At 76.4% G+C, this 15,254-nt stretch carries 12 protein-coding genes and 4 tRNA genes; 2 read left to right on the top strand and 14 right to left on the bottom strand.

Annotated elements, in window-relative coordinates:
• On the top strand, positions 1 to 1,446 hold a 1,446-nt coding region (locus AB0G14_RS32890; RefSeq protein WP_357704224.1), incomplete at its 5' end, for a heavy metal translocating P-type ATPase.
• Here the strand turns inward: AB0G14_RS32890 and AB0G14_RS32885 are convergent.
• The 14 genes from AB0G14_RS32885 to AB0G14_RS32820 all read right to left on the bottom strand — a co-directional run bounded on the left by AB0G14_RS32885 (position 1,397) and on the right by AB0G14_RS32820 (position 14,152).
• Positions 1,397 to 2,077, bottom strand: a complete 681-nt coding sequence (locus AB0G14_RS32885) for a lysoplasmalogenase (protein ID WP_357704222.1) — start codon at positions 2,075 to 2,077, stop codon at positions 1,397 to 1,399. The genes AB0G14_RS32890 and AB0G14_RS32885 overlap by 50 nt on opposite strands.
• Positions 2,074 to 2,925 carry a sterol desaturase family protein gene (locus tag AB0G14_RS32880; protein ID WP_357704220.1) on the bottom strand — a complete coding sequence of 284 codons (852 nt, stop codon included), beginning with the start codon at positions 2,923 to 2,925 and terminating at the stop codon, positions 2,074 to 2,076. Before AB0G14_RS32880 ends, AB0G14_RS32885 begins: the two co-directional genes overlap by 4 nt.
• Positions 2,922 to 3,647 (bottom strand): GntR family transcriptional regulator, encoded by a 726-nt coding sequence (locus tag AB0G14_RS32875; protein WP_357704218.1) that lies wholly within the window; start codon positions 3,645 to 3,647, stop codon positions 2,922 to 2,924. The genes AB0G14_RS32880 and AB0G14_RS32875 overlap by 4 nt, the downstream gene beginning before the upstream one ends.
• Positions 3,648 to 3,737: 90 nt before the next feature.
• Positions 3,738 to 4,919 carry a VWA-like domain-containing protein gene (locus AB0G14_RS32870; protein WP_357704216.1) on the bottom strand — a complete coding sequence of 394 codons (1,182 nt, stop codon included), beginning with the start codon at positions 4,917 to 4,919 and terminating at the stop codon, positions 3,738 to 3,740.
• Complete coding sequence (locus AB0G14_RS32865; protein WP_357704214.1) at positions 4,916 to 6,097, bottom strand: AAA family ATPase; 1,182 nt, start codon at positions 6,095 to 6,097, stop codon at positions 4,916 to 4,918. Before AB0G14_RS32865 ends, AB0G14_RS32870 begins: the two co-directional genes overlap by 4 nt.
• The gene (locus AB0G14_RS32860) at positions 6,094 to 7,953 is read right to left on the bottom strand and encodes an ankyrin repeat domain-containing protein (RefSeq protein ID WP_357704212.1); all 1,860 of its coding nucleotides are present in this window, start codon (positions 7,951 to 7,953) and stop codon (positions 6,094 to 6,096) included. Before AB0G14_RS32860 ends, AB0G14_RS32865 begins: the two co-directional genes overlap by 4 nt.
• Positions 7,950 to 9,086 (bottom strand): gala protein, encoded by a 1,137-nt coding sequence (locus tag AB0G14_RS32855; RefSeq protein ID WP_357704210.1) that lies wholly within the window; start codon positions 9,084 to 9,086, stop codon positions 7,950 to 7,952. Before AB0G14_RS32855 ends, AB0G14_RS32860 begins: the two co-directional genes overlap by 4 nt.
• Complete coding sequence (locus tag AB0G14_RS32850) at positions 9,083 to 10,459, bottom strand: SDR family NAD(P)-dependent oxidoreductase (RefSeq protein WP_357704208.1); 1,377 nt, start codon at positions 10,457 to 10,459, stop codon at positions 9,083 to 9,085. Before AB0G14_RS32850 ends, AB0G14_RS32855 begins: the two co-directional genes overlap by 4 nt.
• Before the next feature lie 26 nt (positions 10,460 to 10,485).
• Positions 10,486 to 10,558 (bottom strand) — tRNA-OTHER (locus AB0G14_RS32845).
• Between the two features lie 41 nt (positions 10,559 to 10,599).
• Complete coding sequence (locus AB0G14_RS32840; RefSeq protein WP_357704206.1) at positions 10,600 to 12,186, bottom strand: ankyrin repeat domain-containing protein; 1,587 nt, start codon at positions 12,184 to 12,186, stop codon at positions 10,600 to 10,602.
• 24 nt (positions 12,187 to 12,210) lie between these two features.
• Positions 12,211 to 12,285, bottom strand: a tRNA-Ser gene (locus tag AB0G14_RS32835).
• Positions 12,286 to 12,305: 20 nt separating this feature from the next.
• Positions 12,306 to 12,382: transfer RNA gene (locus AB0G14_RS32830), tRNA-Trp, on the bottom strand.
• A 28-nt stretch (positions 12,383 to 12,410) separates the two neighbouring features.
• Positions 12,411 to 12,483: transfer RNA gene (locus tag AB0G14_RS32825), tRNA-Ala, on the bottom strand.
• A gap of 184 nt (positions 12,484 to 12,667) precedes the next feature.
• A complete protein-coding gene (locus AB0G14_RS32820) occupies positions 12,668 to 14,152 on the bottom strand; it encodes a hypothetical protein (RefSeq protein WP_357704204.1) in 1,485 nt (494 codons plus the stop codon).
• 432 nt (positions 14,153 to 14,584) lie between these two features.
• On the opposite strand from AB0G14_RS32820, the gene AB0G14_RS32815 reads away from it, so the two are divergent.
• Positions 14,585 to 14,833 carry a hypothetical protein gene (locus AB0G14_RS32815; protein ID WP_357704202.1) on the top strand — a complete coding sequence of 83 codons (249 nt, stop codon included), beginning with the start codon at positions 14,585 to 14,587 and terminating at the stop codon, positions 14,831 to 14,833.
• The last annotated feature ends 421 nt before the right edge of the window (positions 14,834 to 15,254 follow it).

Below are 15,254 nucleotides of genomic sequence, written 5' to 3'. Positions count from 1 at the left end.
GGGGAGTCCCGGCCGGTGCCGCGTGGCGTGGGGGATCGGGTGGTGGCCGGCACGGTGGCCACCGACTCCGCGTTGCGGGTCCGGGTCGACGCGGTCGGTGAGGACACCGCCCTGGCTGGCATTGGCCGGCTCGTGGCGCAGGCTCAGGCGTCCAGTGGTCGGGCGCAGGTCCTGGCTGACCGGTTCGCGGCGATGCTGTTCTACGTCGCGACCGTCGCGGCGTTGGTCACCTTCGCCGCCTGGTGGGCGCTGGACGACCCGGACCAGTCCGTCGTGCGGTCGGTGACGGTGTTGGTGATCGCGTGCCCGCACGCCCTCGGGCTGGCCATTCCGCTGGTGATCGCGTTGTCGACCGCGGTGTCGGCCAAGGCCGGCATCCTGGTCAAGGACCGCCTCGCCCTGGAGCGGATGCGCACCGTCGACGCGGTGCTGTTCGACAAGACCGGCACCCTGACCAAGGGCGCCCACACGGTCACCGCCACGGCCGCCGCCGGTGGCACCACGGAGGACGAGGTGCTGCGGATCGCCGGCGCGGTCGAGGCCGACAGCGAACACCCCCTCGCCAAGGCTCTGGTCAAGGTCGCGCAGGACCGGGGGCTGCGGGCGACCGCCCGGGACTTCCGGTCCCTGCCCGGTCGAGGGGTCCGGGCCGTCGTCGACGGCACCGCCTGGGCGGTCGGCGGCCCCGCCCTGGTGCGCGAGGTCGGGGCGGCCGTGCCGGACGACCTCGCCACGGTGACCCGGGGCTGGTCGTCGCGCGGTGCGGTGGTGCTGCACCTCGTCCGGCTGCCCGCCGACGGGCGACCCGAGGCGGTGGGCGCCTTCGCCCTGGAGGACGAGGTCCGCCCGGAGGCCCGCGCGGCCATCGCCGAGCTGCGTGCGCACGGCGTACGGACGATCGCGATGATCACCGGCGACGCCCGGCCGGTCGCCGAGGCGGTCGCCGCAGACCTGGGCTTCCGGCCGGGCGTCGACGAGGTCTTCGCGGAGGTGCTGCCCGCCGACAAGGACCGGGCCGTCGCCGACCTCCAGGCCCGCGGGCTGACCGTGGCGATGGTCGGCGACGGCGTCAACGACGCCCCCGCCCTGGCCCGCGCCGACGTCGGCCTGGCCATCGGCGCCGGCACCGACGTCGCCATCGAGTCGGCCGGCGTCATCCTGGCCTCCTCCGACCCGCGCGGCGTCACCGGCGTGCTCCGGCTGTCCCGCGCGTCGTACCGAAAGATGATCCAGAACCTGGCCTGGGCCGCCGGCTACAACGTGGTGGCGATCCCGCTGGCCGCCGGCGTCCTGGCCTGGGCCGGGGTCGCGCTCAGCCCGGCCGTCGCGGCGGTGCTGATGTCCGCCTCCACCGTCGTGGTGGCGGTCAACGCGCAACTGCTGCGCCGGGTGCGGCTCACCCCCGGACAACCGGCCGGCGGGAGGGCGGCACGGCCGGGGCGGTGACCACCTGTGCGAGGCGGTCGCCGGCGCCGCGCGTGCGGCCGGTCGCCTCGGCCCATCCGGTGGTGATGAGCAGCAGGGCCGCGATGTAGGTTGTCATCACGGCCAGGCTGTGGCCGGGCAGCGTGGTGCCCGCGGCGTCCAGCCCGATCAGCAGGTCGGAGACGAGGAACAGCGCCCCGCCCACGGCCGCCCGGCGGGAGACGCCGGTCGCGGCGGCGGCCATCAGGCTGAGCGCGAGGCTGTAGCCGAGGACCGGCAGCCGCAGCGGGCCGAGGGCGTTCCACAGCGCGACGTTGGCCGCCGCCCAGCAGACGAGGTAGCCGACGACCGCCGCGACGGGCGGCCGCCGGTGCCGCAGGAAGGCAGTCAGGAAGCCGACCTGGGCGCCGAGGAAGCACCCCATGCCGACGAGGAACGCGGTGCGGCCGGACAGCAGCAGCGCGACGTCCCCGGCGGTGGCGAAGACCAGCCCGACGGCGACCCCGTCGACGCGCCGGCGCGCCCGCAGCAGGTACGCCAGCAGCACCGGCGCGAGCAGGGGCTTGGCCAGCCACTGCAGGGCGGTCACGTCGGCCGCGACGCCGATCAGCTCGACGGCGGCCACCACGCCGAACGGCCAGAGCCGCCTCATCGGACGGCGACCGGCTGCGCGTGCGGGACGGGCTGCCAGCCGGGCCGGCCGAGCACGTAGCCGAGCCGGTGCCGCCAGGACGAGGTGGCCCGCGCGTCGGCCCAGATGGCCCGGTACTCGTGGGTCGCCACCCGCAGCGGGTTGTACGTGCCGATGTTCTTCGTCAGGCCGTACCGGACGGCGGCGCGCTCCGGCTCGAAGGTGCCGAACAGCCGGTCCCAGACGATCAGGATGCCGCCGTAGTTGCGGTCCAGGTACTCGGCGTTGGCGCCGTGGTGGACCCGGTGGTGCGACGGCGTGTTGAAGATCCACTCGACGGGTCGGGGCAGCACGGTGATCCGCTCGGTGTGCAGGAAGAACTGGTACAGCAGGCTGACCGACTGCTGGAGGAAGATCATCCACGGTGGGATGCCGAGCAGCGCCAGCCCGAGCCAGAACGGGATCGACGTCATCGGCGTCCAGCTCTGCCGCAGCGCGGTCGAGAGGTTGAAGAAGACGCTGGAGTGGTGCACCACGTGCCCGGCCCAGAGCAGCCGCACCTCGTGGTGGGACCGGTGGAACCAGTAGTAGGCCAGGTCGTCGGCGAAGAACAGCAGGACCCAGGTCCAGACGCTGGTGGGGGAGAGCTGGATCGGCGCGACCGTGTACGCGGCGGCGTAGAGGCCGATCGTCAGCAGCTTCCACGGCACGCCGATGACCTGGCTGCCGGCGCCCATGGTCAGGCTGGTGGCGGTGTCGCGCAGTTCGTACCCGCGCTCGTCGTCGTCGGGCGCGAAGCGGTAGGAGAGTGCCTCGACGGCGATGAGGAGCAGGAACGCCGGTACGGCGTAGAGCACGGCGGGGATCATGCCCGGGCTTCCCTTCTCGGCGATGCGGCGGGGGTGGTGAGGGGGGCGGTGAGCAGGGCGCGCGCCTCGCGGGCGGCGTCGGAGGCCCGGCCGGTGACGATGGCGTCGGCGAGCCGGCGGTGGCCTGCGACGTCGAGCAGTTCCGCGGCGCGCCGCTCCGGTGGCACCTCGCCGACGGCGAGCGCGCCGGCCACCAGGCTGTTGAAGGCCAGCAGGTAGGCGGTGTTGCCGGAGCCGGCGACGATGTGCCGCCAGAGCACGATGGTCGCCTCGCCCATCCCGGCCAGGTCCGGCGCGAGCCCCGCGTACTCCTCGACGGCCCGCGGGATCGCGGCCAGGGCCGCCGGGTCGCCGCGCTCGGCGCAGAGCCGGGCCGCGTCGACCCCGACGCAGGCCCGCATCTCCAGCATGTCCCGGACGAGGGTGTCGACCGGGAGGGTGTCGTGGAAGCGGGTGAGGGAGAGCGCGAGGTCGAGCCCGGCGTGCACCCGCCAGTCCAGCACCCGGGTCGCGCCGCCCTGGCTGACCCGGACCAGCCCGAGCTGCTGCAACCGGCGCAGCGCCTCGCGGACGGCGTGCCGGTTGACCCCGAAGGTGGCGGCCAGCTCCCGCTCCCCGGGCAGGGCGTCGTCGGGGCGGTAGGAGCCGCTGACGATCGCGTCGCGGATCTGGCCGAAGACGTGGTCGGAGACGGAGGAGCGGGGGACGGGGGCGAAGTCCATGCCGAGGAGTGTGGCGCAGCGCACATCAACCCGTCAACTGGTTGGACCAGCTCGGCTTGCGGCCGTGGCGGCGCGCGGGACCGGGCCGGGTCAGTCGTCGATCGTGACGCTGGTGATCCAGGACGGCGGCATCGGCGCGCCCGCCCCGATCAGCCCCGCGACGACCCGGGTGGCCTCGAGCGGCGCCGCCGGCCACGGCGTCAACCCGTCGGTCAGCACCACCACGATGTGCGGTCGGTCGCGCAGCGCGGCCTCGATCCCGACCCGCATGTCGGTGCCGCCGCCCCCGGCCAGCCGCACCTCGCCGACGGTGTGCACCCGCCGTACGACGTGCACGGCCGCGTCGCAGGAGAGCACGGTGACCCGGTTGCCGCCGACGCCGACCGCCCGGAGCACCCCGGCGACCTCGGCGAGCGCCGCAGCGAGCTGCGAATCGCCCATCGACCCCGACGTGTCCACCACGACCGCCACCCGGGGCACCGGTCGGCGCAGGCTGGGCAGCACCACTCCGCGGGTCGCCGCGGCACGTCGGGAGGGCCGGTGGTAGGTGTAGTCGACCGCTCCGCCGGCCCAGGCGGCCGCCTCGTGTACCGCGCCGGTGAGCGCCCGCCGCCAGTCCACCCGGGGTTCGAGCACCTGGGCGGCCCAGCGTTCCCACCCGGCCGGGACGGTGCCCCGGGAGCGGACGTGCGCGCGGACCGCGTGGGCCGTCTCCCGGCGGATCGCCCCCGCCTCCACCGCGCTGACGCCGCCCGCGCCGTCGCGCTCCCACGGCCGGTCGACGCCGTGCGCCCCGGATCCGCAGTCGTGCGCCCCGGCCTCGCACACCTGCGGCGGCAGCATCGGCAGGTACGCCTCGAACAGCAGGCCCGCCGGCAGCCCGAAGGTCTTCGGCTCGATCCGGTCCGGCGGCAGCGGCAGCCGGTCGGCCACCAGGTCGTCGTTGATCTCGCAGTCCTGCGCGACGTTGACCCGGTGGTGGTCGCGCCGCTGCCCGACGGGGAGCCGGTCGGCCCGGCCGTGGTGGTCGCGGAGCAGGTGGGCCACCTCGTGGATCCACACCGCCGCGAGCTGGGCCACCGGCAGCCGGTCGACGAACCCCGGCGAGACGTGGCAGCGCCAGTGCCGGTCGACGCCCATGGTCGGCACGTCCGGCGACTCCACCACCGTGACGCTGTAGAGCGCGGTGGCCAGGTAGGGGCGGCCCTGCGCCGCCCGGAACCGGGCGGCGAGCAGCTTCGTGCGGTCCAGCCGGCCGCCGCCGGCGCTCATCCGGCCAGGCGTCCCGACAACCGCAGCACGTCCGCGAAGGCGTGGATGGCCGGCGGCACCGGCCACGAGGTGTCGCGCAGCGCCGCCAGGTCCATCGCGGCGCGCGCCGCGACGTCCGGCACACCCGCCTCGACCGCCTTGCCCAGCACCACCCAGCCGGCCTCCCAGCGGGACCGGTCGACCTTCGCCTGCACCGCGGAGATCACGGCGGTGAGGAAAGCCAACTGCCGGTCGCCCCGCTCCGGCAGCCGGAACGCCGCCGGGTCGGCGAGCACCCGCTCCGGGTCGGGCAGGTCCAGGTTCTCCAGGTAGGTGACGAACTCCAACCCCGCGCCGTCGCCCACGGCGCCGATCACCGCCAGCGCCAGCGCCTCCGCCCCGGTGCCCGCCGCGTGATGGACGGTGAGCAGCCGCAGCACCATCTCCCAGGTGCGCGGCGACGGCCACGCGCCGCCGCGGGCCTCGGCGTCGGCGGGCAGGTGGTGGGTCAGCCCCGGCCGGGCGGTGAGGAAACCCGCGATCGCGCCGCGCGCCCTGGCCAGCGCCGTCGCGGTGCGCCCGGGCCGGACCTCCGGCACGGTCACCGCCGGCCACGTGCCGGCCAGGCCCCGCGCGACCGTGCGGGCGTCGTGCGTCCAGTGCAGGTGCACGAACCGGTTCGCCAGCGGCGGGGCGAGGTGCCAGCCGTCCGCCGCGCTGGTCGGCGGGTTCGCGGCCGCCACGATCCGCACCGACGCCGGCAGCGCGAGGCTGCCGACCCGACGCTCCAGCACCACCCGCAGCAGCGCCGCCTGCACCGCCGGCGGCGCGGAGGAGAGCTCGTCGAAGAAGAGCAACCCCGATCCGGTACGCGCCAGCCGGACCGCCCAGTCCGGCGGAGCCATCGGCACCCCGTCGGTGGCCGGGGAGTCCCCGACGATCGGCAACCCGGCGAAGTCCGACGGCTCGTGCACGCTGGCGATGACCGTCTCCAGCGGCAGGCCCAACCCGTCGGCGAGCTGCTGGAGGGTAGCTGACTTGCCGATGCCCGGCTCGCCCCACAGCAGCACCGGCAGGCTCGCCGACACCGCCAGGGCCAGCGCCTCGACCTTCGGGTCGGCGGCCGGCTCCGTCCGCCACGCGCGGGTGGCGGCGACGAGGTCGTCGGCGGCGGCCAGCGCCGGCACGGCCGCCGTCATCCGTCGACCCATTCCGCCAGCACGTCCCGGATCCGGAACACCGGCTGCACGTCCTCGCCGTCGTCGTCGTACATGCTCGCCTTCCCCTCCGCCAGGTCGCGGGGGCTGTAGTCGTCCTCGTCGGGGGCGTCCGGGTCGGCGCCGGCGGCCAGCAGCGCGCGGACCAGCTCCGGGCTGCCGCCGTCGCCGACCGCCACGTGCAGCGCGGTACGGCCCCGACGGTCCCCGGCCCCGATCGGCACGCCGGCGTCGAGCAGCCGCCGGACCAGCGAGACGTCCTCCACCGCGCGCAGGTGGTGCAGCAGAGTGCCGCCCCGGCCGTCGCCCAACCTCGGGTCGAGCCCCGCGTCCAGCAGCGCGGCCAACGTCGCCGCGCCGCCGTGCTGGATCCGCAGCAGCACGTCGCGCCGCAGCTCGCGCAGGGGCCGGGGCAGCCGGCCGGCCCCGCCGCGCCACGCCTGCACGGCGGCGAAGCAGCCCGCCGACTGCCCGCCGAGGGCCCGCAGCAGTTCCTCCCCGGCGACTTCCTCGGCGGTGTGCGACACCGGGTCGAGCCGGCCGTCGCCGTGGACGAGGACGTGCCACCCACCCCCGCACCGCACCGGCACCTCCACCCGCAGACCAGCCACCCTCGGCCGCGCCGTTCCGGCCCGCGCCGTGATGTCCACGCCCGCGTCGAGCCGGTCCACCGTTGTCTGCGGCTGTTCGGCGTGCGCCGTCTCGCCCTGCGCGTTCTCCGAGGTGGCCGTCCCCGGCCGTGCCGTCTCGCCCTGCGCCGCGCGCAGCCGTACCGCCGGCACCGGTGGGCGGTCGCCCGGTGACGGGACCGTGTCCGGCGTGGACGGTGCCGACGGGAACAGGGCCCGGCGCACGAGGGGGTGCAGCTCGGCGGGGCGGAGCAGGCCGTGCCGCAGCAGGTCCAGGTCGGCGGGCCGCTCGTGGACCACGCCGGCGAAGCGGGGACGGGTGAAGTGCTCCCGCTCGTACCCGACGAACGCGGCGGCCACCGTGCCGTCACCCCGCCGGTGCACCTCGGCCACCGGCCGCCCCCCGGACCAGATCATGACCCGGTCGACGCCGTAGCGGTCCTCCAGCCGGGCCAGCTCGGCGTCCAGCCCGACCGGGACCAGGCAGCCGCGGGCGGCGCTCGCGACCTCGCGGTTGAGGTAGTAGGTCTCCGGGGCCTCCGGGTCGAGGTCGACACCGGCCGCCGCCCACGCCTCGACCATCTCGCCACCGGCGACCAGCCGGTCGAAGACCTCGACCCGGCTCGATGGGGCGCCCGGGTCGACCGCCGCCGGGTACGACCCGAACGACCGGACCGTGCCGTCGGCCGCCAAGCCGGGCAGCCGGCCCGGCGACCCGCCGTACGCGCCGGCGAGTCCGTCGACGTGCGCGGCGCTCCAGTACACCGGCGGCAGGTCCTGCCGGGGGTAGCCCTCGCGCAGTGTGGGGCGGACGGTCAGCCGCAGCCGCTGCGACCCGTCGACCGTCTTCGGCGTGTCCACCACCAGCGCGACGTCGCGGTCGTCGAACCGCCCGTCCGCCGTGGACAGCACGAACCGCTGGTGGGTGGCGACGCTGGTGCGGCCGCCGAGCACGCGCGGCAGGTGCCAGCGCAGCAGGTCCGGCGCGAGGATGCCGAGGTCCGCCTCGATCCGGTCGGCGCGGGCCCGGCCGTGCTCCCGGGCCACCTCGGCCAGGTCGAACGCCACGTCCATGCGCCCGGCCGCGCAGGCGGCCCGCCAGTCACCTGCCTCCCGGGCCGCGGCGCACGCCTCGACCATCGCGGCCGGCACGGCGTACCGCCGGACGCGCTGCCAGGTGCGGATCTCGTCGACGACGGGCGGGTTCACCGGTAGACGCTCGCGATCGCCCGGATGTCCTCGTGCGGCGCGGTGACCGGCCGCTCGGCGAGCAGGGCCGAGGCCCGGCGACGCTGTCGCCGCGGCACGCCTCCGTTGATGCCCAGGTACTCCAGCGTCGGGTGGCCCTCGACGGCCTCGACGAGCCGCTTCGCGCCCCGCCCACCGACCTCCGTACGCCGCAGGTCCAGCCGGCGCAGCCGGGCGGCGGGCAGCGCGTCGGCGAGCGCCGCCGCGCCCTCGTCGCCGACCACGTTGCCGCGCGCCCCGAGGGCCCGCTCCGAGGGCGGCCGGGCCAGGTCCAGCGCCCGCCAGGCGCCCAGGTGCCGGGCCAGCGCGGTCACCCCGGCCGGGGTGATCCCGTTGCCGCCCAGACCGAGCGTCACCTCCACCCCGTCGGCCAGCTCGGCGAGGGCGGCGGCGCCGGCGTCCCCGAGGTGGTTCGCCGCCAGGTAGAGCTCCCGGACCCCGGCGGCGTGGACCAGCGCGCCGAGCACCGGCACCGCGTCCGGGCCGAAGCCGTTGCCGCCGAGGAAGAGCCGCTGCACCGGCCGCTCCCGGTCGGCCAGCGCCTCGGCCAGGGCGGCCAGCCCACGTACGCTCATCCCGACGTTGACCAGGTCCAGCGTGCGGATGGTGGAGTTCACCGCGAGCGCGGCGGCGAGCCGCCGGACGCCCTCGTCGCCGACCGGGTTGCGCTTGAGCCACAGCGCCCGCACCGTGTGGTCGCCGGCCAGCCGGGCGGCGAGCGCGTCGACCCCGGCCGGGTCGATCCGGTTGCAGCCCAGGTAGAGCGTCTCGAGGTGGTGCCCCGGGCGCAGCGCCTCGGCGACCGCCCGGGCGCCTTCCGCGCCGAGGCCGTTGGTGCCCAGCAGCAGGTGCCGCACCAGCGGCGAGTCGACCGCGGCGGCCACGATCCGGGCGGTCTGCGCCGGTCCGACGCCCTGCTTGCACAGGTCGAGCCGGCCGTCGGGCTGCACCGTGCCGCGCGGGAACTCCTCGGGCGCGACCACCGCGTCCGGCACGGAGAGGCGGACCAGCAGCGGGTCGAAGTCGGCCGGGTCGGCGAGCCCGGCGTCGGGGTCGGCGATGGCCGGGCACCGTACCGGCGTGGGATCGGTCACCAGGGCACGCTCCGGTAGTCCTTGAGGAACTGGCCGCTCACCGGCGCGCCGCGGACGCCCCGGACGATCGGGTCGTAGACCCGGGCGGCGCCGTCGACCACGTCGAGCGGCGGCCGGAACCCGAGGTCACGCTGGGCGGTCTTGCCCGGGTGCGGCCGCTCGTCGGTGACCCAGCCGGTGTCCACACTGTTCATGTGGATGCCGCTGGTCAGGTAGTCGGGGGCGACCGTGCGGACCAGCATGTTCAGCGACGCCTTGGCCATGTTGGTGTGCGGGTGCCGGGTGGTCTTGCCGGAGCGGCTGTAGCTGCCCTCCATCGCCGAGACCTGCACGACGTGCCGCTGCGGGTGGGCGCTCGCCTGCATCAGCGGGCGCAGCCGGGAGGTGAGCAGGAAGGGCGCGAAGGCGTTGACCACGTGCACCTGCAACCACTCGTGCGGGCTCACGTCGGCGTCGCTGAGCACCCACGAGTTGATCTCGCGCAGGTCGAGCGGCTGGCCCGTCTCGTCGACCTGCCCCGTCGGGAAGAACGCGTCCAACCCGGCGGGCAGCCGCCGCGCCGTGGTGGCGGCGGGCGCGGCGCCGACCGCGATCCGCGCCGCCGGCCCCTCCAGCGCCGTCGACTCGGCCGCCCGGACCTCCCGGTGGTACGCCTCCGGCCGGTACAGCGTCTGCGCCGCGTTGTTGACCAGGATGTCCAGCCCGGCGAAGCGCCGGCCGACCAGCGCGACGAAGTCGAGCGTGCCGGCCAGGTCGAGCAGGTCCAACCCGTGCACGTAGAGCCGGTCGGCCCAGTCGTCCGCGTCCGGCACGGCGGCGAAGCGGCGGGCGGCGTCCCGGGGGAACCGGGTCGTCACGATCACGTCGGCGCCGTCGCGGAGCAGCTTGAGCGCGGTGTGGAAGCCGATCTTCACCCGGCCGCCGGTCACCACGGCGGTGCGGCCGGTCAGGTCGCAGCGGGCGTGCCGCCGCTCGCGGTTCTCCGCCGCGCACGGCGGGCACATCTGGTGGTAGTCGACGTCCACCCGGCGGTAGGGCAGCTTGCACACGTAGCAGTGCCGCTCCCGGCGCAGCGACCCACGCTCCGCCGCGTCGTGGTCCGCGCCGTCCCGGGCCGGGGCGGGGGGTCGGTCGGAGACGGGCGGGGCGACGTCGGGAATCTCGGTGTGGAAGCGGGTGGCGCCGGCCAGCAGCGCCCGGTCCGCCGCCCGGGTCGCGGCGTCCCGGCGGGCCTTGGCGCGCTTCTTCACCCCCCGCTGGGCGGCCGTGACCGCCCGCTCCAACTCCTGCCGGGTCGCCTCGTCGAGGTCGGCGTCGTCGAGCCGGGCCAGGACGGCCAGGCAGGCCGCCAACTCGGCGCGGTCGACGGACACGGTGCTCCTTCGCGAAGGGGTGGCGGCGAGACCGGCCGGATTCGAACCGGCGTCCTCCAGCTTGCTGTCAAGGCGCGTCGACCTCTGCGCTACGGCCTCGCCGCGCGGGAGCATACCGAAGGCCACCGACAGCGCGCCGACTACCGTCGCGTCAGCTTCCGGGCGGCGGCGAGCAGTCCGGCGGGGGTGCGGCCCTGCGCGTCGACGGCGTCCGGGTCGGCGCCGGCCGCGAGCAGGGCCGCCATCACCTCGGTGTCCAGTGCGACCGCGGCGGCGTGCAGCGGGGTGCGGCCGTCCCGGTCGCGTTCGTCGACGTCGAGACCGGCGGCGGCGAGCGCCGGCAGCATCCTCGCGTGGTCCAGGTGGGACAGCCAGTGCATCAGGGTGCCGCCCGTGCCGTCGCGCAGCCCGGGGTCGAGGCCGTCGGCGAGCAGGGCGAGCACGCCGTCGGTGTCGCCGTGCAACGCGCGGGCGAAGACGTCCTGCCGGAGCCTGCGGATCTCCTTCGGCACCGGTCTCGCCCCGGTACGCCAGGCCCGCACCGCCGCCGCGCAGCCCAGGAGCGGCCCGCCCAGCCCGGCGAGCAGGAACTCCCGGCGCAGTTCCTCGTCGCTGTGGTGCGGGGTGGCGAGGCGCCCGTCGGCGGGGCGGACGACGTGCCAGTCGGGCCCGCACCGGATCCGGATCGGCGCGGGTGGCGCCGGTGCCGCGCGCCGCCACGCCTGCGCCCGACCCGGAAACAACGCCTCGTGCACCAGCGGGTGCAGCTCGTCCGGCGTCAGGTCGCCCCGGCGTAGCAGCGCCACGTCCGTCGGCCCCGGCATCCCGAAGGCGCACGGCCCGACGGCGGCATCGCGCCAGCTCGCCCTGCGGACGGTCGGTCGGCCGTCGGGGGCGACCTCGACGGCGAGCCGGCGGTCCGCGCTGACCTGTGTCGTCGCCCCGTAGCGGTGGGCGAGGCGGCGGGCCTCGTCGGCGAGCACCGGCAGCGCCGGCGCGTGGGCGGCGAGCGGGGCCGCGAACCAGGCGGCGTGCTGGCGGGCCTCGTCGGGGTCGACGGTGAACCCGGCCGCCTCGTACGCCGCCACCGGTCGTCCCGCCGACAGCAGCGCGGCGAGGGCTTCCACCTCCGCGGCCCGGTCGCCGGTGAGCGCCGGCGCACCCGTGTCGCCGGACGGGTACGGGTGGCCGTCGGGCGAGTGCCAGGCGAGCCGGGCGGCCGAGGCGCCGTACGCCCAGCGGCGCGCGTCGACCGCCGCCGCGTCCCAGCACCAGCCCGGCAGGTCGTGCCACCGGGGCGGCAGGCGCCGGCTGTCGGTGACCCGCAGCCCGATCCGCTGCGGGGCACGGTCGGTGAGTGGCAGCGTCGCCACCAGCAGCGGGACGCCCGGGTCGGACGGCTCGGCGCCGGTCGGGACCGGGCCGGGCAGCCGGGTGAGCACGACGACGGCACGCGGCAGGAGGGCCAGCGAGTCGGTGCGGGGCAGGAAGCGGCGCAGCAGGTCCGGGGCGAGGTCGCGCAGCTCGCCCTCGATCCGGGCGGCCTCGCCGCCGCCGTACCGGGAGGCCACGTCCGGCAGATCGATGTGCGCGTCGACCAGCGCCGCCCCGCACGCGCCCCGCCAGTCCCCGGCGTGGCGGCGGGCGGTGGCGGCGGCGACCATGCCCGGCGGCGAGGCGTACCGCAGGAGCCGCAGGTGCCGCTCCCGCTCGCGTCGGCGCTCCATGTCGGCGTCCCCGTTCCCGTCGGGAGCGGGCCGGCCGGGATCGAACCGGCGTCCTCCCGATTAGCAGTCGGGCGCGACGACCTCTGCGCTACGACCCGCTCGCCGGGGAGTGTAGGGGGTGCGGACCGGCCGGATTCGAACCGGCGTCCTCCCGGTTTTGGAGACCGGGCGCGACGACCGCTGCGCTACGGCCCGCACGGATCGGGCGGGACGACGCCCGGGCGGCGGACGGGCCGGATTCGAACCGGCGTCCTCCTCCCTGCCAAGGAGACGCGACGACCTCTGCGCTACCGCCCGCCGCGAGCGAGTGTAGGGCACCGTTGTGGGCGACCTCGCTGTGCAACGAGTCCTGGTCGGTGGCGTCGTCCAGCCGCTGCGCGCCCACGAGGCCACGCTCGCCCGCGACCCGACCAGCGAGTGCCGGGACCTCCCCGACCCGCCGGGCTCGACGCCGGCCAGGGCTCCAGCACGTCGTGCTGCGTCAGCCCGGGGCGACCACCGGGTCCGCCGGCGGCTGCGCCACGGCGCCGCCCGGGGACCGCCCCTCCTCGTCGGCCGGTGCCCGCCTTGCGTCGCCGGCCGGGGGCCCCGCCGCGCCGCCGGCCCCGGCCTCGACGCCGCCGGCCGCGTAGCCGGTCCCGCCGCCCACGGCCTCGACGGCGGACGCCGCCGGCCGGTCACCGCGCGCGCGGGCGCCGACCTGCGGGTACTCGGCGGTCTCCGCGCCACCAGTGGCGGCTGCCATGACCGCCGCCGCGGCCAGGTCCGCCACCCGCTTCGCCTCCCGCTTCACCCGGGCACGGACCTCCTTGGCATGCTGCTCGGCGGAATCCGCGGCCCGGCGCACCTCGTCGAGCCGGTGCAGCTCGTCGGCCAGTTCCTGCCGGGTCTCGGCGAGGCGCTGCTGCAGGTCGGTGAACTCCCGCTCGGCGCTGCCGCTGTCCTGCCGCGCCTGGGCGAGCTGTTGCTGTGCCGTCTCCAGCTCGGACTGCAACCGGGCCAGCGCCTCCCGCCGGTCCCGGAGGCCCTGCTGCGCCGCGGCGAGCTGCTGCTGGTGGGCCGCGGCCTGCTCGTCGGCGCGCTGGCGGAACGTGGCCGCGTACTGCTGCGCCTCGGCGATCAGCGTCGCGATCTCCTGCTCGGCCGCCGTGCGCTGGCCGGCCAGCTCCCGCTCCGCCGCCGCGCGCTGCTCGGTGATCTCCTGCTCGGCGGCGGACCGCCGTTCGTTGATCTCCCGCTCCACGCCGGCCTGCCACTGGCCCAGCTCCTGCTGGGTCTTCGTGCGCGCCGCCTGCACCTCCTGCTGGATCTGGGTACGGGCCGCGGTCAGGAACGCCTCGGCCTCGGCGCGGGACTGTTCGAGCTGCTGGGCGCTCTGCTCGTCGATCCGCTTGGCCTCCTGGAGCGCGTGGTCGTGGGCCGCCTCGCCGGCCGCCCGCAGGCGCTCCGCCGCCTCGCGGATCCGGGCCAGCTCGGCCTGGGCGTTGGCGCGGCGTTCCTCGTGTTCCTGCTCGTCCTGCGCGCGCCGGGCCGCTGCCTCATCCGCCAGCTCCCGCAGCGTCGTGGCGGCGTGCTCCCGGGCCTCGGTGAGCGCCCGCTCCGCCTCGGCCCGCAGCTCGGCAGCCTCCTGACCGGCGGCGTCGGTGATGACCCCGGCCTGCTTCTCCGCCAGGGCCAGGATCTGGTCGACCATCGGCCCCAGGTCGCGGAAGGACGCCCGGTCCGGCTGTGCCGGCCGCTCGCGCAGCTCGGCGACTTCCGCGTGCAGCCGGTGCAGCTCGGCGGTCAGCTCCCGCAGCTGGCCCGAGGCCCGCTCCCGCTCGGCGGCCAGCGCCGACCGCTCGCCGTCGACCTGTTCGACGTACCGGTCGACCTGCCGCTTGTCGTAGCCGCGCAGTGCGAGGTCAAAGCTCGGCCGCGAGGTCGCGTCCTCGCGTCCCGCGAACGGCTCCTCGCCGTGGGACATGCACCCTCCTCCGTACGATCGCGACCGCCACACCGGCGGGAAGTCCGCGCCACGGGCCGTGATGTGGCGCCACGCTACCGCCGCCGCGGGGGCCGGTGGAACGGGGTGACCCCGCCCGGCGGCCCTGCGGGACGGATCGTGCCGGCCGCGGAGCCGTCGTAGGTGTCGGCTACTTCCGGGTGTTGTCCGACGCGACGCACAGGCACCGTGTCTGATGTGGACTCGCGTCAGGCGGGCCGGCTCACGGCGCCCGCGTGTAGTAGGCGTCGGGGCGCTGCCGGGCCGCGACCGTCGTGATGCCGGTGACGACGCCCGCGCCGCCCGGCCCGAACCGTCGGTCAGCTCGCGAGGCCGCCGGGCCGAGGGGCTGGAAGCCGACCTGGCACTACCCGGCCCGTCGCCGCCGGGGCGGCGGCCCCACGGTGCTCGGCGGTGGACAGCACCCGCGGCGGCCAGCTCACGGTGCTCGGCGGGGGACAGCGCCGGCGGCTTCTCCGGCAGCAGGTCGGCGCGCCGGCGGCGAGGCAGCCCAGGGGTATCGGCAGGTGGGTGTGCGGCGGGGTGCGGACCGCCATCACGTCCGGCCGCGCCGTCCGCCGCATCTCCCGGTGGTCGGCGTGGACTGGCGTCGGCCTGTCGACCGCCTCGATCGCGGGCGGAAGGCTGCGGTCCCGGCTGTGACGCGCGACGCCGGTCGCCGATTTGACGATCTTCCCGCGGGACGCGTAGTTTTCTCTCTGCCAGCGCGGAACGGACGAAACGGGGCGAAAGTCCCGGAGGCCGGAGCGCGGGAACAACCCCAGGTCGGATGGGTTAGCACTCATCGGAACCTGGACCGGGCGGTGCCCCGGATTCGCTGCGAGGCGGATTTGGCGAGGCGAAACCGACCGGGTATGGTTGACGACCGGCAGGGCACCGGGCGAGCTTGCGGGGGACCGCAGCGGCCGGCCTGCTGAAATCCATGATCGGTCCGGCGGAATCCGGCTCCGTTCGTGGTGTCCGGAAACTGGGTTGAAGTGGTGTGGATCGCGACAGAGCGGTTTGACACGGCGGAAACCAGCGGGTAACGTAGTAAAAGTGCCCGGCGCGAGAGCGGCGGGTG

Source organism: Micromonospora sp. NPDC023814 (assembly GCF_040639595.1).
Taxonomy (GTDB): Bacteria; Actinomycetota; Actinomycetes; order Mycobacteriales; family Micromonosporaceae; genus Micromonospora.
Note: the sequence above shows the minus strand (reverse complement) of the source record. Positions and strands in the feature narration are given on the sequence as shown.